The following is a 25783-nucleotide window of genomic DNA, read 5'->3' as shown; positions in this document are numbered from 1 at the left end:
GGTTCCAAATTGAGTGTGGAGGATGCTATATGCCGAAGAAAATTTTGATTATTGAAGACGAACATTCAATTGCAACATTGTTATCCTATAATCTGGTGCAAGCTGGATATGAAACGGTTATTGCGAATGATGGAAAACAAGGCTATGATCTTGCGCTGAGCGAAAAACCGGATTTGATCGTGCTAGATTTAATGCTGCCGTCAATGGATGGCGTAGAAGTATGCAAATCATTGCGCCAGCAGAAAGTGAACATCCCAATCATCATGTTGACAGCAAAAGGCGATGAATTTGATAAAGTGCTCGGCTTGGAGCTTGGTGCCGATGATTATATGACCAAGCCATTCAGTCCACGTGAAGTAGTTGCCCGCATCAAAGCGGTATTGCGCCGGGCTGAGACAAGCCCTGTTATCCAGCAGGACGGGGCAACCCCATATGTGTTCGGTAAATTACAAATTTTTCCTGATAGATTCGAAGTATTTTTGGATGAGAAGCAATTAGAATTTACTCCGAAAGAATTCGAATTGCTGGTCTACTTGGCAGAAAATAAAAATAGGGTATTGACCCGAGATCAATTATTGAGCGCTGTGTGGAAATATGATTTTGCCGGCGATACCCGGATTGTCGATGTTCATGTCAGTCATTTACGTGAAAAGATCGAAGCGAATACGCGAAAGCCTACTTATATCAAAACGATCCGTGGATTGGGCTATAAATTCGAGGAGCCGAAAAGTTCATGACTTTCCGGCGCCGCCTGCTGATTTCCTTGCTGCTGTGGAACGGTACGCTGCTTGTCGGTCTCTATTTAATCGTGCTCCAGTTTCTTCCTTTATATGAGGTGGCAGCAAATAAATCCGCCGTGTGGTCGGCGCTTGGGCTTATTTTCCTGATAGGTCTAGGGGCATCTGCCGTCATCGGCAACCGTATTATCCGTTTGCAAGTGGAGCCGATAGAAAATGCCACCGCAACTGCAGTAGAGCTTGTGAAGGGGAATTACCGCGCACGCGCTTATGAGTCCGATGCCCAGGGCAGCTTAGAGTTGAACAAGACGATCAACGTACTTGCCCGCAATTTACAGGAAGTTACCGCTGTTCGCCTTATGGAACAGGAACGGCTGAAAACTTTGATCGAGAATATGGGCAGCGCACTGGTCATGATCGACCGGCAAGGGACGATTTCCTTGGTCAATCGAGCCTTTCTGGAAGAAACCGGCTTGAGCAGTGACGCGGTTCTTGGTAGTTTGTACCGTGAAATCGATATCGCGCCCGAGCTAAAATCCTTCATTGAAACAGTGTTCATGACTGAGACCCGTTCGCGCGATCAAATTGAGTTTGCAGAAGGGTTGAAAATGAAGAACTTGGATGTCTACGGCGCGCCGGTCATCGGTGAACATGAGCGTTGGCTCGGTGTAGTCATCGTTTTTCATGATATAACTGAGTTGAAAAAATTGGAGCAAGTGCGTAAGGATTTCGTGGCGAATGTTTCACACGAATTGCGTACGCCCGTCACATCCATAAAAGGTTTTTCCGAGACCTTACTGGATGGGGCTTATCAGGACACGGATACTCTATTGTCCTTTTTGGAAATTATCCAGACAGAAAGCAATCGCTTGGAAATGCTCATCAATGATTTGCTCAACTTGTCGAATATGGAGCGTTCCGCATTCCACATTGAACTGGAGCCGACGGACATGAAAGCTATCATTGAACGGGCTGTCGAAACGGTGCACCCGAAATTGGCAGAAAAGAATATTACCCTTGAATTGGATTTGGCACCGGTTACCGTGAGCGGCGACGGCAACCGGCTCATCCAAGTAATCGTCAATTTATTGATCAATGCCTCCACTTATTCTCAGGAAAACACAAAGGTATCACTGATGCTTTTTGCAGAAGGCGACCAGGCGATTGTAAAAGTGGAAGATCAGGGAATCGGCATCGAAGCATCCGAAATCGGCCGCTTGTTTGAGCGTTTTTACCGAGTTGACCGGGCTCGTAGCCGGAATTCGGGTGGCACTGGGCTTGGGCTTTCGATCGTCAAACACATCATTGAAGCGCATCATGGCAATGTCGAAGTGGAAAGCGAAGTCGGATTCGGCACGACCTTTACCGTCTATTTGCCGCTTGCGGAAGAAATTTAGGAGGAACATATGGAAACCAAACACCCATTTTTGCCGATCATTGTCGGCACCGATATGAATGCTTATAATATGGCAATTTCATTTCATGAAGCATACGGCATCAAACCAATTTTGATCGGCAAAGAGCCATTGTCCTTTACGGAGATGAGCTCGATCACTGAAACCATCGAATTTGATAAAAAACTATCCGAACCGGAACATTTCGCTGATATTCTGATCGGCATGGCAGATAAATACAGAGCTCCCGGCAAAACTTTGCTGCTGGTCGGAACAAACGATTTATACGTACGCTTGATCATCGAAAATGCCAAAGTACTGCGCGAGCATTATGTGTTCAACTATCCGACCGAACCGTTGATGAATCAACTGCAGATGAAAGCGAATTTCTACGAATTGTGCAAACAACATGGCATCGATACACCGACAACTTATTTTTATGATTGCAGCCAGGATGTGCCATTCGACGATAGCGACATGATGTATCCGGTCGTCGTCAAGCCGAGCAACGGTATCGAATACAGCCGCAATAAGTTTGAAGGCCAGGAAAAAGTCTATAAAGTGGACAGCCCGAAAGAATTATTCGAAGTCGTTCAGAAAATTAAAGCAAGCGGATATCGTGACGAATTGATCATTCAGGATTTCATTCCTGGCGATGATACATATATGTGGGATTCGGTCATTTACGCCAATTCGAAAGGCCAGACCCAATTGGTGACTTATGCACAAGTCGTCTTGCAGGAACACACCGTCACAGCTATTGGAAATTACACGGCACTCATCACGCGCTTTGACAAGGACATGATGGAAAAGCTCCAGCATTTTCTTGAAGCGGTCGGCTATACCGGTTTTGCCAATTTCGATTTAAAATACGATTCGCGCGACAAGAAATTTAAGGTCTTTGAAGTGAACATCCGCCAAGGGCGCTCTAGCTATTACGTAACGGCGCTCGGCCATAATATGGCGGAGTACTTGGTCGATGATCTGATCTACAAAACAGATAAGCCGGTTACATATTTAAATGAAGACTTCTTGTTTACGGTTGTCCCGAAAGTGGTACTGCGCAACTTCGTCCAAAATCAGGCTGTGCAAAAAGACATTAAGCGTTTGATCAAGGAAAAAAAATACGGCAATCCGTTATTTTATAAAAAAGACACCCACATGAAGCGCAAACTGTATCTTTTTGCGCGCCAAGTGAATTATTATAAAAAATATAAAAACAATCAATGGTAAGTTTACACAGGCTTAACACCAGCTTCACAATCGGGTGCTATTCTTTAATAGAACCCCCTTCAACCGCATGACTTGAAAAAGAGCCCCTCCCCGGGCTCTTTTTCTATTTTGCTGAAACTATTCCACTATTATTCCGTATACATAGTTATAAAGATTAAAAGGGGGAAACAACATGACGACGAAACGAATCCTGTCGATTATCGGGCTATCGATTGTGGCCATTCTGTTATTGGTCGCTGTCTTTACATCCTGGTATACCGTCGATGAGTCGGAACAGGCAGTCATCATTACATTCGGAGAGGCGGGTGAGCCGGTCACGGAATCAGGGCTTCACTTCAAGATGCCTTGGCCGATCCAAAAAGCGGAAGTGATGTCAAAAGAAACTTACAGCCTTCAATTTGGCTATGATCAAAACGAAGATGGCGAAGTCACTGCATATGACAAAGAAACTAAGATGATCACGGGAGATGAAAACATCGTCTTGACGGATCTGGTCGTACAGTGGAAAATCACTGATCCGAAAAAATTTCTGTTCAATGCAGAAGATCCTCGTGAGATGCTTCATGATGCCACATCAGCATCGATCCGTTCAATTATCGGCAGTTCTTTAATCGATGATGCCCTAACTTCTGGTAAAGCGGAAATCGAAGCGGAAACACGCGATCTCTTATCTTCACTTATTGAAGAATACGATATCGGCATTTCCGTCTTGGCAGTGAAGCTGCAGGATGTGGAATTGCCAAACGAGGAAGTCCGCGCGGCATTCACGAACGTGACGGATGCACGTGAGACGATGAACACAAAAATCAACGAAGCGAATAAATACGAAAACCAGAAACGCAACGAAGCTTTAGGTGAGAAATCGGCCATCAACTCAAGGGCGGAAGCGCAAAAAGTGGAACGCGTCGAGCAAGCGACAGGGGATGTCGCGGTATTCGATAAATTGTATGCCGAATACGAAGGCAATCCCGAAGTAACTAGGCAGCGCTTGATCATGGAAACCTTGGAGTCGGTGCTACCGAACGCTAAACTCTATATTATGAATGATGATGAAGGAACAATGAAATATTTGCCGCTCGGTGAAATGCAGACTGCAATACCGCCAGTTGCGGAAGAAGAAACTGAAGAAGGGGGCGGCAACTAATGGATCCAAAACAGCCATTCGGCAATTCCAATACGACGGATATCTTCGGTAACAAAACCCAGCCAAAAAAACCTAGAGAGCCGAGAGAACCAATCAATTACCGGAAATACTGGAAACCGATCCTCATCTCGACAATTATCTTTTTCGCACTGCTGATTGTCTTGACCAATACCTATGTCGTAAAAGAAAATGAATACCGCGTCGTCCGCCAGTTTGGCGAAGTCGTCAAAGTTCAGGAAGATCCCGGCATCAAAATGAAGATTCCGTTCATTCAAAGCGTGACGACCATCCCGAAATACCAGATGACCTATGATGTGACGGAAGCTGAGATCAACACGCGGGACAAAAAGCGAATTCTCATCGATAATTACGCAGTTTGGCATGTGACCGACCCGTTGAGCATGATTTCCAATGCCGGCACGATCATCAACGCCGAATCGCGCATGGAAGAGTTTATCTATTCCGTCGTGCGCACCGAGCTTGGCCAACTGAATTATGATGAAATCATCAATGATGAAAATTCCTCGCGCGGCAGCTTGAATGACACGGTGACTACAAGAGTCAATGAATTGCTAGAAACGGATCAATATGGCATTGAAGTCGTCGATGTCCGCATGAAACGTACCGATTTGCCGGCAGAAAACGAACAAGCCGTCTTTACGCGGATGATCTCAGAACGTGATTCAACTGCGCAGGATTATTTGTCGCAAGGCGATGCACGCAAGCGTGAGATCGAAGCGCAAGCCGACCGCGAAGCTCAGGAAGTCATTGCAACCGCCAAAAAAGAAGCGGCCTTGATCCAAGCTGACGGGGAAGCGGAAGCCGCCCAGATCTACAACGAGTCGTTCTCGAAAGACCCAGAGTTTTATGAGTTATACCGTTCACTCGAGTCGTATTCGAAAACGGTGGGTGAAGATACGGTCATCATCATGCCGTCGGATTCACCATATGCAAGACTGTTATCCGGAAATCTTGAATAGCTAATGAGCCGTCATTTCTCTTCTATTTGCCTGCGTGATAAAATAAAGGGAATGACGGCTTTTTTTATGGAAAGGGGTAATTTTGTGTCAAAGAAAATCTTATTGCTCGATGGCAACAGCCTGGCATACCGCGCATTTTTCGCGCTGCCGCTATTGACCAACGATAATGGTGTGCACACGAATGCAGTATACGGCTTCACGACGATGCTGCAAAAGCTATTGGAGGAAGAAAAGCCGACACATATGATGGTGGCGTTCGATGCCGGGAAAACAACTTTCCGCAACGAAGCGTATAAAGAATACAAAGGCGGACGGCAAAAGACTCCGCCGGAACTGTCTGAGCAATTCCCATATTTGCGCAAGCTGCTTTCAGCCTACCAAATCAAACAATACGAACTGGATAATTACGAAGCGGACGATATCATCGGTACCCTCAGCCTGCAGGCGGAACAAGCGGGTGATCAGGTAGTTGTCGTGTCTGGAGATAAGGATTTAACACAGCTCGCCTCGGATTCGACGGTCGTCTACATTACACGAAAAGGCATCACTGATATCGAGAAATACACAGTGGATCACATCCAAGAAAAATACGGCCTGACGCCGTTGCAGATCATCGATATGAAAGGCTTGATGGGTGATTCTTCCGATAACATTCCGGGCGTTCCAGGCGTCGGGGAAAAAACGGCCTTGAAGCTGCTCGCCAAACACGGGTCGGTGGAAGGCGTTTACGAAGCGATCGAGGAACAAAAAGGAAAAATGAAAGAAAAGCTCGTGGAAAATGAAGAGCTTGCCTATTTGTCCAAAAAGCTAGCGACGATTGAACGCCAAGCGCCAGTTGAAGTGTCAATCGATGAACTCGATTATGAAGGCCCAGACCAAGATGAGCTAGTGCGCATATGGAATGAACTCGCATTTAAATCATTACTGGAGAAGCTGGATTATACGGCTGAGGAAACCGAGAAAGAAGAATTGCGTTACGAAGTGCTAGAAACAGTCGATAAGAGTTTGCTCGAAGACGGCATGGCCGTTCATCTGGAACTATACGATGAGCATTACCATAGCTGCGATTTGCTTGGCGTTTCATTAGCATCCGACAAAGCGACTTATGTCATTCCGATGGAAGTGGCGGAGCAATCGGACGCGTTGAAAGCGTGGCTCGAGGATGCAGCTGCCCATAAATACATGTCGGATTCAAAAGCGGCGACTGCGGCGTTCCTCAGAAAAGGCATCAAAATCGATGGTGTTGACTTTGATTTGATGCTCGGGGCTTATATCGTCAATCCGTCGCTAAAGTATACGGATTTGGCTGACATTGTGCGTGAATACGGCTATTCGGATGTATCGACCAACGAGCAGGTCTACGGCAAAGGCGCAAAGAAAAAAGTTCCAGAAGCAGCTGATCTGAATGAGCATATGGCGAGAAAAGCGAGAGCTATCTACAATGTACGCCCTGTTGTCGTCAAAAAGCTGGAAGAAAACGAGCAATTCGATTTATACGATAAATTGGAACTGCCGCTTGCAAAAGTACTCGGCCAAATGGAATCGCTCGGAGTCAAAGTGGATCGCGGCCAATTGGCTGACATGGGCGTGGAATTGAAACGCAAACTTGGCATGATCGAACAGGAAATCTATTCGCTTGCCGGACAGGAATTCAATATCAATTCGCCGAAGCAGCTTGGAGTTATCTTATTCGAGCAATTGGGCTTGCCGGCAATCAAAAAGACTAAAACCGGCTACTCGACTGCAGCGGATGTGCTGGAGAAATTGGAAGGCAAGCACGAAATCATCCACCATATTCTGATGTACCGCCAGCTCGGTAAATTGCTGTCGACGTATATTGAAGGATTATTGAAAGAGATTCACGAGGACGGCAAGGTCCATACGCGTTTCCAACAAGCTTTGACGACGACCGGCAGGCTCAGTTCCACGAACCCGAACTTGCAGAATATCCCGGTGCGCCTGGAAGAAGGCCGTAAAATCCGTAAAGCGTTTGTCGCGTCACACCCAGGCTGGATCATGGTCGCGGCAGATTATTCACAGATCGAATTGCGTGTACTCGCCCATATGTCGAAAGACCAGAGCTTGATCGAAGCATTCCAATCTGATCTGGACATCCACACGAAGACGGCCAGTGACGTCTTCAATGTGCCGCTTGAAGAAGTGACTTCCGACATGCGCCGTGCTGCCAAAGCGGTCAATTTCGGCATCGTCTATGGCATCAGCGACTACGGCTTGTCGCAGAACTTGAACATCACGCGAAAAGAAGCGGCTGAATTTATCGAACAGTATTTAGCCAGTTTTCCAGGTGTCCAAGGCTATATGACATCAATCGTCGAACAAGCGAAAAAAGATGGGTTTGTCACGACTTTGATGAATCGCCGCCGCTATTTGCCGGACATCAATAGCTCGAACTTCAATTTGCGTAGCTTTGCGGAACGGACGGCGATGAATACGCCGATTCAAGGAAGTGCAGCCGATGTCATCAAGCAGGCAATGATCGAAATGGATATCGCGCTTGAACGCGAAGGACTTCAGTCGAAGATGATCTTGCAAGTGCACGATGAGCTGATCTTTGAAGCGCCTGCGGAGGAGCTTGAAAAACTCATGGGATTGGTGCCTGAAGTGATGGAGTCGGCTGTGAAGCTTAATGTGCCATTGAAGGTCGATATCGCTTCAGGAGATACTTGGTACGATACGAAATAAGGAGGAATGCAAGATGCCGGAACTTCCGGAAGTAGAAGGGGTGGTCCGGCAAATCCGCCCCGTATCGATCGGCAAACGCATCGTCTCTGTTGATGTGTCCGAGACGATCCGAAAATCGAAGCACTTAGGAAAAGAAGCGATCTTAAAGCGCATCGAAGCAGATAGCTTTCAAGAACGCTTGACTGGTGCCCAAATACTCGCTGTCGAACGACGCAGCAAATATATTTATATGACCTTGAAAAATGAGCAGGAATTTTTGCTCGTCAATCATCTGGGCATGTCGGGGGCATGGTTTTTCGTCGACAGCCTGCTGTCGATCCCAGAAGATAAATTCAGGCGCCACGTCCATGTGGTACTGACGCTAGATGACGGCAATTTGCTGGCATTCTCAGATATCCGGCGTTTTGGGGAAATGAGGGTGTTGGATACGGAAGCGGATTTTCCGCCGCTCTTATTGATGGCACCTGAGCCGTTTGCCGACGGTGCCCTCGAATGGTTTTTGCAGCAAGCGGAAAGCCCGAAATTCCGTAATAAGCCAATTAAGGAAGTTATCATGGACGGCGCCGTCATCTCAGGATGCGGCAATATCTATGCGACAGAAGCGCTGTTCCGCATGAAGATCCACCCAAAACGTGCCGCAAACCGCATCAGCCGCAAACGCAAAATCGAATTGTTCCAGGCTATTGCCGCTATTTTGCTCGAGAGTATCGAAGCAGGGGGGAGCACGATTTCCGATTACCGCAATATTAACGGGGAATCAGGCAGCATGCAGACTCGTTTTGGCATGTACGGTAAAAAGACTTGCACGGTTTGTGGAGCCGAAACCAAGACAGTGAAAATCGCGAGCCGGGCGTCAGTCTATTGCCCGTCTTGCCAGAAATGAGGAACATACATGATCATTGGACTCACCGGCAGCATCGCGAGCGGCAAAAGCACCGTCTCGCAAATGCTCAAGGATTTGGGATATCCGGTCGTTGACGCAGATCTGGTCGCCAGACAAGTTGTCGAGCCCGGAACGGAGACATTGAACAGCATCGGACAAGCTTTCGGCCCGGAAGTAATACGGGCTGATGGTTCGATGGACCGTGAAAAAGTCGGTGCGATCATCTTCAACGATCCAGCCAGCCGAAAAAAATTGAATGACATTATCCACCCGGCAATACGCCGGGAAATGCTTAGGCAGCGCCAGGCATTTTTGGATGAAGGATATGAAACCGTTATCATGGACATTCCGCTGTTATTCGAAAGCAAGCTCCAGCATATGGTCAACAAAATTCTGGTCGTCAGTGTATCGGAACAGGAGCAATTAAAGCGCCTCATGGAGCGCAACGGATTAGCCGAAAAGGAAGCCAAAGTGCGAATTGCATCGCAGTTGCCCTTTAGTGTCAAAGAACAAGGTGCGGATGAAGTGCTGGATAACAACGGATCTATGGATAACACAAAGCGCCAATTAATGCGCATATTGGATGATTGGCAGACACATCCATAAAAAAGTATGCGCTTTCTTTTGTTTTCAGGTTCTCTAAAATGAATAATGTGTTATACTATATATCGAATTGAAAATATGAGTATGACTTATTTAATTGGGGGACAAATACATGACAGTTTCGATTGCAATTAACGGGTTTGGCCGCATCGGCCGTATGGTTTTCAGACAGGCAGTTTTGATGGATGACGTGACAATTTCGGCGGTAAACGCCGGTTATCCGGCAGAAACACTTGCCCACTTGATTAAGTATGACACAAATCACGGTACCTTCTCCGGTGAAGTGAAAGCGGAAGAAAATGCGTTGGTTGTAAACGGAAAGCGTATTCAATTGGTTAACGAGCGCGACCCATTGGAACTCCCATGGGGGGAATTGGGCGTCGATATCGTCATCGAAGCGACGGGCAAGTTCAACTCGCGCGATAAAGCTGCACTTCATTTGGATGCGGGAGCAAAGAAGGTCATTTTGACTGCTCCAGGTAAAAACGAAGACATCACCATTGTAATGGGCGTCAATGATGACAAATTGGATGTCGAAAAACACCACATCATCTCAAATGCCAGCTGCACGACAAATTGCTTGGCGCCTGTCGCTAAAGTGCTGAATGATGCATTCGGCATCGAAAACGGATTGATGACGACTGTCCACGCGTATACCAATGACCAAAAGAATTTGGACAACCCTCATAAGGATCTTCGCCGCGCACGTGCTTGTGGACAGTCGATTATCCCGACTTCGACAGGGGCTGCGAAAGCTTTGTCCTTGGTTCTACCTGAACTGGAAGGGAAAGTGCATGGTTTGGCGCTTCGTGTCCCAACGCCGAATGTGTCGCTTGTCGACCTTGTCGTCGATGTCCAGCAGGATGTGACGGTTGAAGACGTCAACCGCGCGTTCACGGAAGCATCGGAAGGGGCGCTTGCAGGCATCCTCGATTTGACGATGGAGCCGCTGGTATCAATCGACTTCAATACGAACCCAAGTTCCGCCATTGTTGATGGGTTGACAACCATTGTCATGGGCGATCGCAAAGTCAAAGTGCTCGCTTGGTATGACAACGAATGGGGCTATTCGGCACGTGTGGTCGACTTGATGAAAAAAGTAGCCAATTCTATGGCTGTCGCTTCAAAATAATGCAAAAAGGTTCCGCTTTTCTTCTTATTGAAAAGCGGAATCTTTTTTTGTCTTTGTATTGAAAAAATTTTCCTAAGAGAGCATTTATTTATTGCATTTCGAAAACATTCATCATATACTATGAATCGTAGCTAAAAACGGCTGCCACTTCTCAATTCTATTTATTCGTAGAGCAAGGAATTAGGAGCGTATATTATTATTCTTATGACTGCTTAAAGGGTTAGGACCTCTCTGGACTAACTTTCCCCCGTGGTAGTCAACTTTGAATATTTTGCGCAAAACCAAAATGTTATCAAAGGGGGAAACGAACCATGGAAACAATGGGACGTCACGTAATCGCAGAACTTTGGCAGTGTGATTTTGACAAATTAAACGATATGGACTATATCGAAAAGACTTTTGTTGATGCAGCACTCAAATCAGGTGCGGAAATCCGCGAAGTCGCTTTTCATAAATTTGCACCTCAGGGTGTCAGCGGCGTAGTCATTATTTCAGAATCACACCTGACAATCCACAGCTTCCCGGAACACGGGTATGCAAGTGTTGATGTATATACTTGTGGAGATCTTGATCCAACAATTGCAGCTGATTACATTGCACAAGCTTTAAACTCAAAGCAAAGCGAAGTAACTGAAGTGCCACGCGGCATGGGACCAGTCGGCGCCGGAGCGACAAAAGTGTCACTGACGGTGTAACTGACCGCTAATATTGCAAAACACAAGCAGAGGAGAAAATCCTCTGCTTTTTCTAATGTTTGGGGAATTTTTTTGTTATACTGTTACTACCAGATAGAGAATTTTCGGGGAGATGTCTACCATGAAATGTCCAGCTTGCCAGCATAACGGCACCCGCGTTGTAGATTCGCGGCCAATAGATGAAATGAAATCAATCCGCAGGCGTCGGGAATGTGAAGCATGCGGTTACCGGTTTACCACATTCGAGAAAGTGGAAGAAATGCCGCTGATTGTCGTGAAAAAAGATGGCTCCCGTGAAGAATTCAGCCGCGAGAAAGTGTTGCGTGGATTGATCCGTGCGTGTGAGAAACGCCCAGTCTCGCTCGACATGCTCGAAGAGGTCGTTTTCGATATCGAAAAAGAACTTCGCCGGAGCGGCAATCCTGAAGTGAAATCAGAAGAAGTGGGAGAACTGGTCATGAACCGTTTGGCAGATATCGATGAAGTGGCTTATGTCCGCTTCGCTTCCGTCTATCGCCAGTTCAAAGATATTACGGTCTTCATTGACGAACTTAAGGATCTGCTTGACCGCAATCCCGGTGACAAGGACACCAAATAAGGCGGTGAATACATGACGATGTACAAAGAACTCCAGCCCGCCGACTTGTATCGGATCCGCATGCCGTATCCATTTTCCAATTACGACCGCCAATTGCTGACGTTGCTCTATCAACCGATGATCGGGTCGGATGCCATCTCCCTCTATTTGACATTGTGGGCGGACGGGGAAATGCGGTCAGAGGATTCGACGCATTACACATTAATGAATACGCTAGGAAAACCGGCCAAGGCAATTTTCGAATCCCGCATCCAGCTCGAAGCGATAGGCCTATTGAAAACTTTCCGGAAAGGCGGGGAAGGCCGTTCCTTCATATATGAACTATGCCCACCGCTCGATCCCAAAACCTTTTTTGCTGATCCGCTTTTGTCGATGTTCCTGTTCAGCAAGATCGGCGAATCTTCTTATCGACGGGTTCGCGACCGTTTTGTCATCCAAGCACCGCTTACTGCTGGATACGAGGAAGTTTCCAGAACCTTCACGGATATTTTCCAGCCGGTTCATGCAAAGTCTGGTTACCCTGCAGACCAAAAAGAGCTTGAAGCACGCACGGACGGGGAATATGAGATGGAACAGGACTTTGATTTTACGCTACTTCGCCAGGGACTGTCCGAACAACTTGTGCCAAAGCGTGTGTTGACGCCGGCCATCCGCAATTTTATCGTAAAGCTTTCGTTTCTCTATGGTTTTGGCCCGCTTGAAATGCAAAAAGTCGTATTGCTCGCGATCGAAGATGATTACCGGATAGATGAAGAGGGGCTGCGCAAGGCTGCTTCCGATTATTATAAAATGACCGTCACGACCACTGCGCCGAAACTCGAGCCAGTTAAAAAGGCAGAACCGAAAACGCAGCAACCGGACACACCACAAGCGCCTGCAAATAAAGAAGACGAGTTGATCGCATATTTGGAATCGGCATCGCCGCTTCAAGTGCTGCGCGATATTGCAGACGGCAAAGAACCGCTGCCGGCCGATGTGCAATTAGCGAACCAATTGGTGACACAGCATGGCATGGAGCCGGCTGTCGTCAATGTATTGCTTCAATACGTCCTGTTGCGCACGGATATGAAACTGACAAAAGCGTATGTAGAAAAAATTGCCTCACATTGGTTGAGGAAAAATGTCACGACAGCCAAACAGGCGATGGAATTTGCACGCATCGAGCATACACAGTACATGAAATGGAAAAACGAATCAGGTGCCGCCCCTAAAAAAGCGGCATCTGCCGGCCGTAAGCCGATCCGCGAAGAAAAGCTGCCTGAATGGTTCAATAAGAAAGACGAAGTGGAAACGCCTGGACAAGGAGCTTCAAGTGAACAGCTCGAACAGGAAAAACAGAAATTGCTTGCGAAGCTTGCGTTGAAGAAAAGAAAGGGTGATTAGATGGAACCGATTCGTGAAACGATGAAGCGAGTGGTCAATGCGCCCTCATTTTCCGAGCGCTATGATTCAATGAAGAAAGAAGTAATGGAACATCCCGGCGTCCTTAAATTCCTCAAAGAACACGAAGAGGAAATCGACGGGCCGACAGTGGATAAAGGACTGGGCAAGCTATACGAATATATCGACCAATCCCATGACTGCAATAAATGCCCGAACCTCGGCGGCTGCATCAATCATCTGAAAGGATTCGAACCGAATCTCGTATTGGAGCGGGGCAATATTGGCATTTCATACACCAAATGCCGTCTGAAGACCGCTGAAGACAATAAGCGCCACGCCTCTTCACTTATCCATAGCATGTATATGCCAAAAGAAGTGATGGCGGCGAGAATCGAAAACTTCGAGCTGGACGACCGCAGGCTGCCTGCTTTCCGCGCGGTCGATGACTTCCTAGAGAAAGCAACCGGGCCAGACTCGCTCCCTGAAAAAGGCTTGTATTTATATGGCAAGTTCGGGACTGGTAAATCCTATTTGCTGAGCGCAGTCGCGAATGAGCTGGCAGAGATCAACGTTAAAACAGTCCTCGTATTCGTGCCGGAATTCATGCGCGAAATGAAGCAAGCGATCGGCGACCATACGCTGCAAGAGAAAATCGAATACGTCAAACGAGCCGACGTGCTCATGCTCGATGATATCGGCGCTGAAGCGATGTCGAGCTGGACGCGCGATGAAGTGCTCGGTACGATCCTTCATTACCGGATGGCGGAGAAATTGCCGACTTTCATGAGCTCGAACTTCAGCTATTCTGAACTCGCACACCATTTGACTTATTCACAGCGCGGCGAAAAAGAAGACTTGAAAGCAGCGCGCATCATGGAGCGCATCCAGGCATTGACCGTCCCCGTCAAACTTGAAGGTGAAAACCGCCGCAACAAGTAAGAGAAACTATTGCCTTTTGATTTTTTTCATCGTATAGTAAGAATCATCAATAATGATTTACATGCAATGACAAGGACATGAGCGATCGCGCATGGCACACAGAGAGGGAAGACACGGCTGAAAGCTTCCTGGCACAGCGTTTTTGTTTACCCCCTTCGAGCAGCGCCTGCGAACACCAGTAGCAGGCGACGGTACCGGCCCGTTAGCCGATGCAGAGCTTCATTCCGCACGCAAAAATTGTGTGGAAGAGAAGAAGGGTGGAACCACGAACAGAGCTTCGTCCCTTTTGGGATGGGGCTTTTTGTGTGGAAAAAAAGAAAAGCGGAAGCTGCCGAAAGAGGAAGCTAACCTAAGTGCGCGACGTCCTGTCGCAACGGTTAGCTGACCCACATCCTGTGGCCCTCCGACAGGATTAAGGCGCACTGGCGAAGCGGCGCTTTATGCCGCACAGCCAGGGTGACTTAAGACCCCGAGGAGCTAGGCGCTGAAGCTAGACACCAAGAAAAGCCGAAGAGCTGAACCAGACCCTGTGGTTCAGCGCATTCATCTAAATCATTCAAAGGAGAGATTCACATGGCAGACATGATTCAATTAACATTCCCAGACGGCGCAGTCAAAGAGTTCGCCAAAGGGACATCCACTGAAGATATCGCACAATCGATCAGCCCAGGCCTTCGCAAAAAAGCGGTAGCGGGCAAGCTTTCAGGCAACTTGGTCGATTTGAAAGCACCTCTTGAAGAGGACGGCGACATCGCTATCATTACACCGGAATCTGAAGAAGCTTTGGAAGTGCTTCGCCACAGCTCAGCGCATTTGATGGCTCAAGCAGTCAAACGCCTGTATCCAGATGCCAAGCTGGGTGTAGGGCCGGTCATCGAAAACGGCTTCTATTATGATATCGATACAGAGTCGGCAATCACGGCTGAAGATCTACCAGTCATTGAAAAAGAAATGAAGAAAATCATCAACGAAAACTTGGACATCGTCCGTGTGGAAGTATCAAGAAATGAAGCACAACAACGTTTCGAGGCAATCAGCGATCCATATAAATTAGAATTGCTAGAAGCGATTCCAGAAGATGAGCAAGTATCGATCTACGAACAAGGTGAATTTTTCGACCTATGCCGTGGTATCCACGTACCATCGACTGGCAAGTTGAAAGAGTTCAAACTTTTGAGTGTCGCAGGTGCTTACTGGCGCGGCGATAGCGACAATAAAATGCTTCAGCGCATCTATGGAACAGCGTTCTTCAAAAAAGAAGAATTGAAAGCTCATCTTGAAATGCTGGAAGAAGCGAAAGAACGCGACCATCGTAAAATCGGCAAAGAGCTTAACTTGTTCATGAACTCACAAAAAGTGGGGCAAGGCTTGCCTATGTGGCTGCCGAAAGGCGCAACAATCCGCCGCATCATTGAACGCTATATCGTCGATAAGGAAGAACGCATGGGTTATGATCATGTTTATACGCCGGTGTTGGGCAGCGTTGAATTGTATAAAACAAGCGGCCACTGGGATCATTATCAGGAAAATATGTTCCCAGTCATGGAAATGGACAATGAAGATCTAGTCCTCCGCCCGATGAACTGCCCACATCATATGATGATTTACAAACAAGGCATCCATTCCTACCGCCAATTGCCGATCCGTATCGCAGAACTTGGATTGATGCACCGCTACGAAATGTCCGGTGCTTTGTCCGGCCTTCAGCGCGTGCGCGGCATGACATTGAACGATGCCCACCTGTTCGTGCGCCCGGATCAGATCAAAGAAGAATTCAAACGTGTCGTCAACCTCGTCATCGACGTATACAAAGACTTCGATTTGAAAGACTATTCGTTCCGTGTATCCTACCGCGATCCGGCGGATAAAGAAAAATACTATGACGATGACGCCATGTGGGACCGTGCGCAATCGATGCTGAAAGAGGCAATGGATGAACTGGGCCTCGATTATTTTGAAGCAGAAGGTGAAGCAGCATTCTACGGGCCAAAACTCGACGTTCAAGTGAAAACAGCGCTCGGCAAAGAAGAAACCTTGTCGACTGTCCAGCTCGATTTCCTATTACCGGAGAAATTCGATTTGACGTATATCGGCGAAGATGGCAAACAGCACCGCCCAGTCGTCATCCACCGCGGCGTCGTCTCGACAATGGAGCGTTTTGTTGCTTTCCTCATCGAAGAATACAAAGGCGCATTCCCAACTTGGCTCGCACCTGTACAGGTGGAAATCATCCCGGTATCGCTCGATGTGCACAGCGAATACGCAAAAGAGCTTCAAGAGAAAATGCAGCAGCATAAATTGCGCGTTGATATCGATGAGCGCGACGAAAAACTGGGCTATAAAATCCGCGAAGCACAAATGCAAAAAGTTCCATATATGCTCGTTATCGGCGATAAGGAGCTCGAAAGCGGCTCGGTCAACGTCCGCAAATACGGCGAGCAGAACTCGGAGAGCATGCCATTCGAAGACTTCCTTAAACTCGTCCAATCTGAACTTCGCTAAAGCGCTTGACAGTAAAAGCGCTGCGTGATATTCTTATTTAGGTTATTGAATACTTATATGTGCAAGCAGGAGCGCCCGCTTCTCACCTGATCGACCGATTGTTGGCAGGTAGACACGATTGACTTTTACATGCAACTAGCATGTGTCATATTATGGCGGGCGAACTCCTCGGGGTTCGCCCGCTTTTTGTTTGCGCCTGTGAACCGGATCGTCCGGTTTACACATTTAAGCTATTCGCGACACTACCCGGAGGTGGATCATTATTAGCAGAGACAACAATGTAAACGAAGGCATTCGTGCACGTGAATTACGGGTTATTGACCAAAATGGTGAACAGCTCGGAATCAAATCACGCAACGAGGCGCTCGAGATTGCAGCCCGTGTCAACTTGGATCTAGTACTAGTGGCTCCTCAAGCTAAGCCGCCGGTCGCACGGATCATGGACCACGGCAAGTTCAAATTTGAACAGCAAAAGAAAGAGCGCGAAATTCGTAAAAACCAAAAAATCATCAATGTTAAAGAGGTTCGTTTGAGCCCTGGCATCGACGACCACGATTTTAACACGAAGCTCCGCAATGCCATCAAGTTCCTTGAAAAAGGCGACAAAGTGAAAGCTTCAATCCGTTTCAAAGGCCGTGCAATCACGCACAAAGAAATCGGACAACGCGTCCTTGAACGCTTCGCAGAAGAGTGCAAGGAAGTTGCGACGGTTGAACAGCGCCCTAAAATGGAAGGCCGCAGCATGTTCTTGATGCTGAACCCGGTCAACGAGAAGGAATAATAGCATAATTGTTTAGGAGGAACCCGAAATGCCGAAAATGAAAAGCCACAGTGGAGCGTCTAAACGCTTCAAGAAAACTGGAACTGGTAAAGTAAAACGCAACCGTTCCCACACAAGCCACTTGTTCGCTAACAAGTCTACTAAGCAAAAACGTAAGCTCCGTAAGGGCTCGTTGGTTTCTGCAGGCGACTTGAAACGCATCAAATCATTGATCTACAACATGAAGTAAACCTAGAAAAGCGTAAGCGCCCGGTTAGATTCGACGGGCATAAGACGAAGGGGCGAAGCGGCGTTCTTTGCCGAATAGCCACTTTGACTTATGACCCCGAGAATCTGGGCGCTGCAGTCTAGACAACACCCACAACTACAAAAATCGAATTTTTCATATTCAAGCAGGAGGTAATTCAATATGCCACGCGTAAAAGGCGGAACAGTGACGCGCAAGCGTCGTAAAAGAGTATTAAAATTAGCTAAAGGTTATTACGGTTCGAAACACTTACTATTTAAAGTAGCGAACCAACAAGTCATGAAGTCAGGTAACTATGCTTACCGTGACCGTCGCAACAAAAAACGTGATTTCCGCAAATTGTGGATCACACGCATCAACGCAGCAGCTCGTTTGAATGATATTTCTTACAGCCGCTTGATGCACGGATTGAAACTTGCTGGTATCGACATCAACCGCAAAATGCTAGCTGAAATCGCTGTATCTGATGCAGCTGCTTTCACTGCTTTGGTTGACCAAGCGAAAAAAGCATCTAACAACTAATTCACGCTGGGCCTAGCGCCTGGTTGGATAGAAGGAAGGCCGGCTAATTGCCGGCCTTTTTTTATTGAAGCTTATCGGGAGGAAAGAAAATGATCATTTTGGCAGCGTATTTCGCAGCTATGTCGAGTTTCGCATTTGTCATGATGTGGGCGGACAAACGGCAGGCGCAATCGCGTGGTCCGCGCATCCCTGAAAAACGTCTGTGGCTTGTCGCAGCCATTGGCGGTGGCATCGGAGCATATCTTGGAATGATGATGTTCAGACATAAAACAAAGCACACGAATTTCCGCATCGGATTTTTTGCTTTGGCAGTAATCCAGGCTGGCTTGCTCATATGGCTCGCAATGGCATAAGAAAAGAGGAAGAAGCTCAGGCTTCTTCCTCTTTTTTCATCAATTGTTCAATTGGGCTTTTCCAAGAGATTTTCGCATCGGGGTAATTCATGCGAATTTCCTTCTCCAGAAAATGAAAATCTTCTTTTGAAAAGCCAATCAGTTTATCCGGTGTCTCTGTCCACACGAAAATGGAGACGACATCAAATGCTTCTTTCGTTGTACCTAAATATTTCTCGCCTTCAAAAAGAACGCCTCGCATGGCGATGAAAAAGTTCTTGCGGACATTCCCCACATCGTCATGGAAGTAATAAGTGCCGGATTCAAGCGCAGCGTCGAGCTTGCGCTTCGGGTCAAATATGAATTTGAGGAGACGGTAAAATAGGTAGATGATCAAGGCGATGATGATCAAGCGGATCAAAAATGCCATCGGATTGCCCCCCTTATCAAGATAGTCTTGTGTATAATACGTAGCAGAAGCTTGGAAGTTTCACTATTTTAATCGAAAAGGAGAAAGTCTATGAACTTACAGGAATTATTTCACATGCAGCGGGAACTCGACCGCTATATCCAATCCAACCGAAATGTCGAGGAATCGGTGTTCCGCAAGAAAGTGCTGGCCCTTCAAGTGGAATTGTCGGAGCTTGCGAACGAAACGAGATGCTTCAAATTCTGGAGCACGAAAGGCCCGTCCGACAAAGAGACTTTATTGGAGGAGTATGTCGATTGCATTCATTTCATCCTATCGCTCGGCATTGAGAAAGAATTTGATTCCCTTGAACAATGGCCAGCACCGACGAGTGAACAAGACCTGACGGAACTGTTCCTCTCTGCGCATCAAGGCGTTGGCCGATTTGCAGAACAAGCAACGCTTGAAGAATACCTGAGCTTGTGGCGGACGTTCGGCGCATTGGCAGAAGCACTCGGTTTCAGCTATGAGGAAGTGCTGACGGCATATGTGGAGAAGAATGAAACCAATTACAAGCGCCAGCAACAAGGGTATTAAATGAATCTTTTGATAACGTAACCGCTTTCCTATATACTGAAAAAGTAATGACTATTTAGGAGGTCGAAATAATGTCGAAATTAGATGAAACGCAACAAATGTTGAAAGAGCTTACAGATGCTAATGGCATTCCCGGCAATGAACGCCAATCCCGCGAGGTTATGAAGAAATACATAGAGCCATTTGCCGACACGATCGAGACGGATAATCTTGGCAGCCTGATCGCCAAAAAAGAAGGACTTGCTGACGGGCCGAAAATCATGGTCGCTGGACATTTGGACGAAGTCGGATTCATGATTTCTCAAATCGACGACAAAGGATTCTTGAAATTCCAAACAGTCGGTGGCTGGTGGAACCAAGTTATGCTGGCACAACGTGTAACCATTACGACAAGAAGCGGTAAGGAAGTGACAGGCGTGATCGGCTCTAAACCGCCACACATCCTGTCTCCGGAAGCACGCAAAAAACCGGTGGAAATCAAGGATATGTTTATCGACATCGGCGCATCTTCACGTGAAGAAGCGAAAGAGTGGGGCGTAACGCCAGGCGATATGGTCACTCCTTATTTCGAGTTCACGGTCATGAACAATGATAAGCTATTGATGGCAAAAGCTTGGGACAATCGTATTGGCTGTGCCATTGCGATTGACGTCTTAAAAGGCTTGAAAGGCGTCGACCACCCGAATGTGGTATACGGCGTTGGAACGGTTCAAGAAGAAGTAGGCTTACGCGGCGCGAAAACAGCGACTTCATTCATCCAACCGGACATCGGTTTTGCAGTGGATGTCGGGATCGCTGGGGATACTCCAGGCGTCACGTCAAAAGAATCCAACAGCAAAATGGGCGACGGACCGCAAATCCTGTTATTCGACGCATCGATGGTGTCTCACCGCGGGTTGCGCGAATTGGTTGTCGATACGGCTGAAGAATCAGGAATCCCGTTCCAGTTCGAAACGATTGCAGGCGGCGGAACAGATGCCGGTTCGATCCACTTGACGGCAAACGGCGTACCTGCTTTGTCAATCGGTGTAGCCACACGCTACATCCATTCACACGCAGGCATCTTGCACCGCGACGATTATGAAAATGCAGTTAAATTGATCATTGAAGTAATTAAGAAACTAGATCGCGATACGGTAACGAAAATCACATTCGATTGAATAATGGAACCCCTCGCGCTTTTGCGGAGGGGTTTTTTGTTGGTTGAAAGACGAAGTCGAATCGGCAAAATAACGTTCTTATTCCGCAAATAAAATGAGCTGATTGGCAAACAATCAGAGGAATAGCGCAAATAGATCATAGGGTTTCGCAAAGAACCTTAACCATTGCGCAAACAAAATGATTGTAAAAGTCCACAAGCGCCAATTTGTGGTGAAAGAGGCCTCGCCGAATGCTATACTTCAACTATCATATTAGGAGGTGTTCAATGAACAAAAAAGAAATAGCATTATTGTCTGAAATAGAGTCGCTGGAGAGGTTATTATATCGATTGCCTGATAATCATTCGCGCCGGGAATTTATCCAAGTTGAAATTTTCAAGGCAAGGGCCGGAAAAAGAGGCGAAGAGAGGCTGCACCGGAAACTGATTGAATTCGAGATAGAGGAACAGCACCGATTTTTGAAAAATGTATGCTTGTCGAGGGATCAGTGGAAAGTCCAAGTGGATGGATTGTTATTGACAGAGCGCGGGGCGATCGTCATCGAATCGAAAAATATTAGCGGCCAACTTTATTTTGATGATGAAACCGGTGAGTTTTCAAGAACCAATATAGAAGGCGTCAAAACGATAATGGAGGACCCGACGATTCAGTTGAACAAGCATATTCGTTTCTTGAGATTATTTTTCAAACAGCAGAATATCGATTTGCCCATTTCGGGAATTGTCGTGTTTACATCGAAACATTGTGAATTTCTGGCTAAGCCAAAGCAACACCACATCTGCAAAACATATCAATTGATCGATTATTTATTCAACGTCCTTCAGGAATTCCCCCTACAAAGCAACCCTCATGATTTATCGGAAATTCAGAAGCTCCTCGAGCAATCTTGTACCCCTTATAAGAGAAAACCATTGTGTCAGTTATATTCAATAGATGAAACCGAGCTGTATACGGGCATCCTGTGCACAAGCTGTAAAAATCTTAGCATGATGCGAAAGCATAAGAAAGGATGGATTTGTGCCGACTGCCAAGCGGTGGATCCGCTCGCTTTTCAACATACAGTCCGGGAATATTTTTCGCTCATTAATACACACCTTAGCAATAGGCAACTCCGGAAATTCTGCAAGCTCGAATCGCCTTATATTACTTCCCGTCTGTTGGCGGCATATGAATTAGAGTCTGCTGGTGCTTTGCGCAACCGAACATACTCGTTAAAGAAAAAAGACTAGCTTTTCAAGAAGTGCGAGAAGATTTTTTGGAGGTTTTGCAAATAAATCGATGTATTCCGCAAACAATGAATAGTATTCCGCAAATAACTCAACGAATTTCACTAATAAGCTAATGCATTCGACAAACAATACTCCGTATTCCGCAAATATATCGAAACTCCCCCAATTAAATAATTGCGTCTGTCTTAGCTTCACTTGATATAATGTTAAGTTTAATGTACATTATGTAATATAAACCTAACATTTCAAAGGGAAGGATGAAGCGGATGCTGAGGAACCGTGTCAAAGAGCTACGGGCGCGCTACGGCTATACGCAAAGTGAGCTGGGCAAAAAAGTAGATGTGACAAGGCAGACGATTGCGTTCATCGAAAAAGGTGAATTTTCACCGTCGATCACCTTGTCATTAAAACTTGCACAAGCATTGCAAGTGGAAGTAGGCGACTTATTTTGGCTGGAGGAGGAGTAAAGATGAAACAAGATTTCCGCATGACGTATTCGCTTTGGAATATGGCATTTATTTTGATATTGGCAGTGATGGCGGTCGGATTCACTTCAAGCTTCGTCAATGTCACAAAGACGGATTCGAGCTTGAGCATCGAAGCACAAGCGTTTGAAGGATTTGTGCTGTTTGCGGCATTGATGGCGTATTTAGTATTGATTACGATTTATTTGATTGCCTTAGGATCATATAACCGGAAAAATCCAGATAAGAAAATTTCAGCTTTCTCAATCCGGCCTCCTGAATATATGGAACAAGACGAAGGCATGACCTTTATCACGAGAAAAGCGGTCCAAAAAGTATATACGTTCATCACGTGGTCCTTGCCGTTTTTTGCAGTGGTTGTCATGCTGGCGCCCGTTCCCAAACTGTTAATCATCTGGGGAATCCTCGCTATCGCATTCGGCCAGAACTTGATTTACTATTTGGAAATGCGCAGGCATCTGAAGGAGGCGGCTGAATGATTTATGAATACGCATTAATTTTCCTCGGGGCGGCGATTCCGTGGCTTGAAATCGCACTCGTCATCCCGCTTGGCATCGTCTGGGGCTTGTCGCCGGTATGGGTCATGATTACGGCCTTCGTTGGCAATATGCTGACGGTGATGCTGCTCATTATCGGCTTCGACAAATTCCGCATCTGGTACGACAAACGCCAGCAAGCGAAAGGTAAGGAGCCGTCGAAGAAAAACGAACGCGCTGTGCGCATCTGGAACAAATACGGGCTACCGGGTCTGTCGCTTTTGGGGCCAATTTTGATCGGTACGCATATCGCGGCATTCATCGGCATGACTTTAGGTGCGACGAAGCGCAATACGACCGTCTGGATGATTATCAGCATCGGTATCTGGACGCTCGCGTTCGGGATTTTGACAGCACTTGGCTTTGATTTCTTTACTGCGTAAATCGGCCCTATGCTATACTGGAGCTATTCTGAAAAAAGTGGTGAACGTATTATGAAACGAATTGAATCATTGCAGAACTCGCTCGTCAAACATTGGAAGAAACTGAGCACAACCCGTAAAGAGCGCGATAAATTCGGGGAATTTCTCATCGAAGGATTTCATTTGACGGAAGAGGCGTTGAATAAGAAAGACGGCATCAAAGGCTTGATCGTGCGGGAAGGTACGGATATTCCGGATGCTTGGGATATCGAGGGTCTCGAGCTTTATGTTGTGACGGCACAGATCGCTAAAGAAATTGCGGAAACTGAACATACGCAAGGGATATTCGCCCATTGCACACAGCAGGAATACGATGAATCCATCCAAGAGCAATGGCAGACCTTGCTTTTGATCGACGCCGTGCAAGACCCGGGCAATGTCGGGACGATGATCCGCACCGCCGCAGCGGCCGGAATTGACGCAGTCGTCCTCGGGAAAGGTTCGGCAGACGCCTACAATCCGAAAACAGTTCGCTCGGCGCAAGGCGCTCATTTCCAGGTGCCGATTGTCAAAGGCGATTTGTTCGATTGGGTTGAACGCTTGAAAGGGCGGAACATTCCGGTTTACGGGACTGCGCTTTACCAATCGGTGCCAATGTACGAGGCGGAGTCAAAAGAGCGTTTCGCGCTTATCGTTGGAAATGAAGGAAGCGGCGTCGAGCCGCAGCTGCTCGAACAGACCGACCAGAATCTCATGGTGCCACTTTACGGCCCGGCAGAATCATTGAACGTAGCCGTAGCAACTGGAATTCTATTGTACAGCCTCGTTCCAAAAACTGGTGTTTGATTAACCGGTGAAAGTTCATTATAATAGAAGAGAAATAAACAAGCGTTGACCGGGAAAAGTACGTAGTTCCCCTGCATCCAAGGAAGTCCGCCCTCGACTGAAAGCGCGGATATGCAGGAACTCCGGAAGTTCACCCCGCGAGCTGCTAGACGGGGACCGGCCGAGTGCCGTAAAGTCTGGCCGGTGATGAGCCGTTATTCAATGGAGTGATCGCCTACGCGCGATAACTAGGGTGGTACCGCGAATCAATGCCTCGTCCCTTTTTGGGGGCGGGGCTTTTTTATGTTCAAGGAGGAGAGAAGATGGAAGCAAGATTGCAGGAATTGAAAAATGAAGCATTGGAGAAAATCCAGGCAGCGCAAACAGTCAAGGAATTGACGGACGTGCGCGTAGCGTATTTAGGGAAAAAGGGGCCGATCACCGATGTCCTGAAAGGTATGGGCAAATTACCGGCGGAAGAGCGGCCGAAGATGGGCGCGCTTGTAAACGAAGTGCGTGCGGAAGTGACAGAGTCGCTCGAAGCGCGCATGGTCCTTTTGGAAGAGCAGGCGATCAACGAAAAGCTGCAAAGCGAAACGATCGATATCTCCTTGCCGGGGCGCCCTGCGAAGACAGGCAATCCGCATCCGTTGACGCGAGTTGTCGAGGAAATCGAAGACTTGTTCTTGTCGATGGGCTACGAGATCGCAGAAGGCCCGGAAGTCGAAAAAGATTATTATAATTTCGAAGCACTCAATTTGCCGAAAGGACATCCGGCACGTGATATGCAGGATTCCTTCTATATAACTGAAGACATTTTGCTGCGCACGCATACGTCACCCGTGCAAGCGCGTACGATGGAAACAAAAGGCGGGGAGCCGATCAAGATCATCTGCCCAGGCAAAGTATACCGCCGGGATAATGATGACGCGACGCATTCGCATCAATTCACGCAAATCGAAGGGCTTGTTGTTGGTGAAGACATCCGTATGAGCGATTTGAAAGGGACGTTGTCCATCTTTGCCAAGAAGATGTTCGGCGATGACCGCGAAATCCGCCTGCGTCCGAGCTTCTTCCCGTTCACGGAACCTTCCGTTGAAATGGACATTTCCTGCTTCAAATGTGGCGGGTCTGGCTGCAATGTCTGCAAAAAGACCGGCTGGATCGAAATTCTGGGCGCCGGCATGGTGCATCCAAACGTTCTGGAAATGGCCGGCTATGATTCGAAGCGCCTGACAGGATTTGCATTCGGCATGGGGCCGGAGCGCATTGCGATGCTAAAATACGGCATCGAGGACATCCGCCATTTCTACACGAACGACGTGCGTTTCTTGACGCAATTTCAACGGACGGAACTTTAAGGAGGAACTTT

At 47.2% G+C, this 25783-nt stretch carries 27 protein-coding genes and 1 other annotated feature; of the genes, 26 read left to right on the top strand and 1 reads right to left on the bottom strand.

Translation table 11 applies throughout. From position 1 onward, the window contains the following. The first annotated feature begins 29 nt into the window (after positions 1-29). The 18 genes from KTG14_RS06035 to KTG14_RS05950 all read left to right on the top strand — a co-directional run bounded on the left by KTG14_RS06035 (position 30) and on the right by KTG14_RS05950 (position 18829). On the top strand, positions 30-737 hold the full coding sequence (locus KTG14_RS06035; protein ID WP_216970077.1) for a response regulator transcription factor: 708 nt from the start codon (positions 30-32) through the stop codon (positions 735-737). After that, the gene (gene pnpS / locus KTG14_RS06030) at positions 734-2134 is read left to right on the top strand and encodes a two-component system histidine kinase PnpS (RefSeq protein ID WP_216970076.1); all 1401 of its coding nucleotides are present in this window, start codon (positions 734-736) and stop codon (positions 2132-2134) included. Before KTG14_RS06035 ends, pnpS begins: the two co-directional genes overlap by 4 nt. Positions 2135-2143: 9 nt before the next feature. Next, positions 2144-3364 (top strand): carboxylate--amine ligase, encoded by a 1221-nt coding sequence (locus tag KTG14_RS06025; protein WP_216970075.1) that lies wholly within the window; start codon positions 2144-2146, stop codon positions 3362-3364. A gap of 172 nt (positions 3365-3536) precedes the next feature. Further along, positions 3537-4508: an FtsH protease activity modulator HflK gene (hflK, locus tag KTG14_RS06020; RefSeq protein ID WP_216970074.1), complete on the top strand. Its 972-nt coding sequence runs from the start codon at positions 3537-3539 to the stop codon at positions 4506-4508. Beyond that, positions 4508-5488 carry a protease modulator HflC gene (gene hflC / locus KTG14_RS06015; protein WP_216970073.1) on the top strand — a complete coding sequence of 327 codons (981 nt, stop codon included), beginning with the start codon at positions 4508-4510 and terminating at the stop codon, positions 5486-5488. The genes hflK and hflC overlap by 1 nt, the downstream gene beginning before the upstream one ends. 66 nt (positions 5489-5554) lie before the next feature. Further along, a complete protein-coding gene (gene polA / locus KTG14_RS06010; RefSeq protein ID WP_216970072.1) occupies positions 5555-8191 on the top strand; it encodes a DNA polymerase I in 2637 nt (878 codons plus the stop codon). Positions 8192-8204: 13 nt separating this feature from the next. Further along, positions 8205-9074 carry a bifunctional DNA-formamidopyrimidine glycosylase/DNA-(apurinic or apyrimidinic site) lyase gene (gene mutM / locus KTG14_RS06005; RefSeq protein WP_216970071.1) on the top strand — a complete coding sequence of 290 codons (870 nt, stop codon included), beginning with the start codon at positions 8205-8207 and terminating at the stop codon, positions 9072-9074. A 9-nt stretch (positions 9075-9083) separates the two neighbouring features. Then, positions 9084-9680, top strand: a complete 597-nt coding sequence (coaE, locus tag KTG14_RS06000; RefSeq protein WP_216970070.1) for a dephospho-CoA kinase — start codon at positions 9084-9086, stop codon at positions 9678-9680. A 109-nt stretch (positions 9681-9789) separates the two neighbouring features. Next, a complete protein-coding gene (locus tag KTG14_RS05995; RefSeq protein WP_216970069.1) occupies positions 9790-10809 on the top strand; it encodes a glyceraldehyde-3-phosphate dehydrogenase in 1020 nt (339 codons plus the stop codon). A 311-nt stretch (positions 10810-11120) separates the two neighbouring features. Next, positions 11121-11504 (top strand): adenosylmethionine decarboxylase, encoded by a 384-nt coding sequence (speD, locus tag KTG14_RS05990; protein WP_068461696.1) that lies wholly within the window; start codon positions 11121-11123, stop codon positions 11502-11504. A gap of 121 nt (positions 11505-11625) precedes the next feature. Further along, positions 11626-12102, top strand: a complete 477-nt coding sequence (gene nrdR / locus KTG14_RS05985) for a transcriptional regulator NrdR (protein ID WP_216970068.1) — start codon at positions 11626-11628, stop codon at positions 12100-12102. A 12-nt stretch (positions 12103-12114) separates the two neighbouring features. Next, complete coding sequence (locus tag KTG14_RS05980) at positions 12115-13485, top strand: replication initiation and membrane attachment family protein (RefSeq protein WP_216970067.1); 1371 nt, start codon at positions 12115-12117, stop codon at positions 13483-13485. After that, the gene (dnaI, locus tag KTG14_RS05975) at positions 13486-14424 is read left to right on the top strand and encodes a primosomal protein DnaI (protein WP_216970066.1); all 939 of its coding nucleotides are present in this window, start codon (positions 13486-13488) and stop codon (positions 14422-14424) included. 573 nt (positions 14425-14997) lie between these two features. Next, positions 14998-16926 (top strand): threonine--tRNA ligase, encoded by a 1929-nt coding sequence (thrS, locus tag KTG14_RS05970; protein ID WP_216970065.1) that lies wholly within the window; start codon positions 14998-15000, stop codon positions 16924-16926. 262 nt (positions 16927-17188) lie between these two features. Continuing rightward, entirely contained in the window at positions 17189-17707 is a 519-nt protein-coding gene (infC, locus tag KTG14_RS05965; protein ID WP_083509123.1) for a translation initiation factor IF-3, read from the top strand. 28 nt (positions 17708-17735) lie between these two features. Continuing rightward, positions 17736-17936 carry a 50S ribosomal protein L35 gene (rpmI, locus tag KTG14_RS05960; protein WP_058381064.1) on the top strand — a complete coding sequence of 67 codons (201 nt, stop codon included), beginning with the start codon at positions 17736-17738 and terminating at the stop codon, positions 17934-17936. A 180-nt stretch (positions 17937-18116) separates the two neighbouring features. Beyond that, the gene (gene rplT / locus KTG14_RS05955; RefSeq protein WP_058381063.1) at positions 18117-18476 is read left to right on the top strand and encodes a 50S ribosomal protein L20; all 360 of its coding nucleotides are present in this window, start codon (positions 18117-18119) and stop codon (positions 18474-18476) included. 89 nt (positions 18477-18565) lie between these two features. Next, on the top strand, positions 18566-18829 hold the full coding sequence (locus KTG14_RS05950) for a DUF1294 domain-containing protein (RefSeq protein ID WP_216970064.1): 264 nt from the start codon (positions 18566-18568) through the stop codon (positions 18827-18829). A gap of 16 nt (positions 18830-18845) precedes the next feature. Here the strand turns inward: KTG14_RS05950 and KTG14_RS05945 are convergent, their stop codons facing one another. Further along, positions 18846-19238 carry a sigma-w pathway protein ysdB gene (locus tag KTG14_RS05945; protein ID WP_211653874.1) on the bottom strand — a complete coding sequence of 131 codons (393 nt, stop codon included), beginning with the start codon at positions 19236-19238 and terminating at the stop codon, positions 18846-18848. Between the two features lie 90 nt (positions 19239-19328). Here KTG14_RS05945 and KTG14_RS05940 point away from each other — a divergent pair, with 90 nt between their 5' ends. The 8 genes from KTG14_RS05940 to pheS all read left to right on the top strand — a co-directional run bounded on the left by KTG14_RS05940 (position 19329) and on the right by pheS (position 25772). Further along, on the top strand, positions 19329-19814 hold the full coding sequence (locus KTG14_RS05940; protein ID WP_216970063.1) for a dUTP diphosphatase: 486 nt from the start codon (positions 19329-19331) through the stop codon (positions 19812-19814). A 71-nt stretch (positions 19815-19885) separates the two neighbouring features. Then, the gene (locus KTG14_RS05935) at positions 19886-20974 is read left to right on the top strand and encodes a M42 family metallopeptidase (protein ID WP_216970062.1); all 1089 of its coding nucleotides are present in this window, start codon (positions 19886-19888) and stop codon (positions 20972-20974) included. Between the two features lie 266 nt (positions 20975-21240). Then, positions 21241-22203, top strand: a complete 963-nt coding sequence (locus KTG14_RS05930) for a nuclease-related domain-containing protein (RefSeq protein ID WP_216970061.1) — start codon at positions 21241-21243, stop codon at positions 22201-22203. Between the two features lie 266 nt (positions 22204-22469). Then, positions 22470-22670 (top strand): helix-turn-helix transcriptional regulator, encoded by a 201-nt coding sequence (locus KTG14_RS05925; protein WP_216970060.1) that lies wholly within the window; start codon positions 22470-22472, stop codon positions 22668-22670. A 2-nt stretch (positions 22671-22672) separates the two neighbouring features. Then, positions 22673-23167 (top strand): hypothetical protein, encoded by a 495-nt coding sequence (locus KTG14_RS05920; RefSeq protein ID WP_216970059.1) that lies wholly within the window; start codon positions 22673-22675, stop codon positions 23165-23167. After that, complete coding sequence (locus KTG14_RS05915; protein ID WP_216970058.1) at positions 23164-23607, top strand: small multi-drug export protein; 444 nt, start codon at positions 23164-23166, stop codon at positions 23605-23607. Before KTG14_RS05920 ends, KTG14_RS05915 begins: the two co-directional genes overlap by 4 nt. 51 nt (positions 23608-23658) lie before the next feature. Continuing rightward, positions 23659-24432, top strand: coding sequence for a TrmH family RNA methyltransferase (locus tag KTG14_RS05910; RefSeq protein WP_216970057.1), 774 nt, complete (start codon positions 23659-23661; stop codon positions 24430-24432). Between the two features lie 36 nt (positions 24433-24468). After that, positions 24469-24696 (top strand) — a binding site (T-box leader). Between the two features lie 38 nt (positions 24697-24734). Continuing rightward, positions 24735-25772 (top strand): phenylalanine--tRNA ligase subunit alpha, encoded by a 1038-nt coding sequence (pheS, locus tag KTG14_RS05905; protein ID WP_216970056.1) that lies wholly within the window; start codon positions 24735-24737, stop codon positions 25770-25772. The last annotated feature ends 11 nt before the right edge of the window (positions 25773-25783 follow it).

Origin of the sequence: Planococcus sp. CP5-4_YE (assembly GCF_019042655.1) — a bacterium.
Classification (GTDB): domain Bacteria; phylum Bacillota; class Bacilli; order Bacillales_A; family Planococcaceae; genus Planococcus.
The sequence above is the reverse complement of the archived record's forward strand: the minus strand, read 5'-3'. Positions and strand labels throughout refer to the sequence as shown.

Bases quoted from the DNA above. Each gene is read 5' to 3' on its own strand.
- KTG14_RS06035 (WP_216970077.1), top strand. From the start codon at position 30: ATGCCGAAGAAAATTTTGATTATTGAAGACGAACATTCAATTGCAACA.
- pnpS (WP_216970076.1), top strand. From the start codon at position 734: ATGACTTTCCGGCGCCGCCTGCTGATTTCCTTGCTGCTGTGGAACGGT.
- KTG14_RS06025 (WP_216970075.1), top strand. From the start codon at position 2,144: ATGGAAACCAAACACCCATTTTTGCCGATCATTGTCGGCACCGATATG.
- hflK (WP_216970074.1), top strand. From the start codon at position 3,537: ATGACGACGAAACGAATCCTGTCGATTATCGGGCTATCGATTGTGGCC.
- hflC (WP_216970073.1), top strand. From the start codon at position 4,508: ATGGATCCAAAACAGCCATTCGGCAATTCCAATACGACGGATATCTTC.
- polA (WP_216970072.1), top strand. From the start codon at position 5,555: ATGGAAAGGGGTAATTTTGTGTCAAAGAAAATCTTATTGCTCGATGGC.
- mutM (WP_216970071.1), top strand. From the start codon at position 8,205: ATGCCGGAACTTCCGGAAGTAGAAGGGGTGGTCCGGCAAATCCGCCCC.
- coaE (WP_216970070.1), top strand. From the start codon at position 9,084: ATGATCATTGGACTCACCGGCAGCATCGCGAGCGGCAAAAGCACCGTC.
- KTG14_RS05995 (WP_216970069.1), top strand. From the start codon at position 9,790: ATGACAGTTTCGATTGCAATTAACGGGTTTGGCCGCATCGGCCGTATG.
- speD (WP_068461696.1), top strand. From the start codon at position 11,121: ATGGAAACAATGGGACGTCACGTAATCGCAGAACTTTGGCAGTGTGAT.
- nrdR (WP_216970068.1), top strand. From the start codon at position 11,626: ATGAAATGTCCAGCTTGCCAGCATAACGGCACCCGCGTTGTAGATTCG.
- KTG14_RS05980 (WP_216970067.1), top strand. From the start codon at position 12,115: ATGACGATGTACAAAGAACTCCAGCCCGCCGACTTGTATCGGATCCGC.
- dnaI (WP_216970066.1), top strand. From the start codon at position 13,486: ATGGAACCGATTCGTGAAACGATGAAGCGAGTGGTCAATGCGCCCTCA.
- thrS (WP_216970065.1), top strand. From the start codon at position 14,998: ATGGCAGACATGATTCAATTAACATTCCCAGACGGCGCAGTCAAAGAG.
- rpmI (WP_058381064.1), top strand. From the start codon at position 17,736: ATGCCGAAAATGAAAAGCCACAGTGGAGCGTCTAAACGCTTCAAGAAA.
- rplT (WP_058381063.1), top strand. From the start codon at position 18,117: ATGCCACGCGTAAAAGGCGGAACAGTGACGCGCAAGCGTCGTAAAAGA.
- KTG14_RS05950 (WP_216970064.1), top strand. From the start codon at position 18,566: ATGATCATTTTGGCAGCGTATTTCGCAGCTATGTCGAGTTTCGCATTT.
- KTG14_RS05945 (WP_211653874.1), bottom strand. From the start codon at position 19,238: ATGGCATTTTTGATCCGCTTGATCATCATCGCCTTGATCATCTACCTA.
- KTG14_RS05940 (WP_216970063.1), top strand. From the start codon at position 19,329: ATGAACTTACAGGAATTATTTCACATGCAGCGGGAACTCGACCGCTAT.
- KTG14_RS05935 (WP_216970062.1), top strand. From the start codon at position 19,886: ATGTCGAAATTAGATGAAACGCAACAAATGTTGAAAGAGCTTACAGAT.
- KTG14_RS05930 (WP_216970061.1), top strand. From the start codon at position 21,241: ATGAACAAAAAAGAAATAGCATTATTGTCTGAAATAGAGTCGCTGGAG.
- KTG14_RS05925 (WP_216970060.1), top strand. From the start codon at position 22,470: ATGCTGAGGAACCGTGTCAAAGAGCTACGGGCGCGCTACGGCTATACG.
- KTG14_RS05920 (WP_216970059.1), top strand. From the start codon at position 22,673: ATGAAACAAGATTTCCGCATGACGTATTCGCTTTGGAATATGGCATTT.
- KTG14_RS05915 (WP_216970058.1), top strand. From the start codon at position 23,164: ATGATTTATGAATACGCATTAATTTTCCTCGGGGCGGCGATTCCGTGG.
- KTG14_RS05910 (WP_216970057.1), top strand. From the start codon at position 23,659: ATGAAACGAATTGAATCATTGCAGAACTCGCTCGTCAAACATTGGAAG.
- pheS (WP_216970056.1), top strand. From the start codon at position 24,735: ATGGAAGCAAGATTGCAGGAATTGAAAAATGAAGCATTGGAGAAAATC.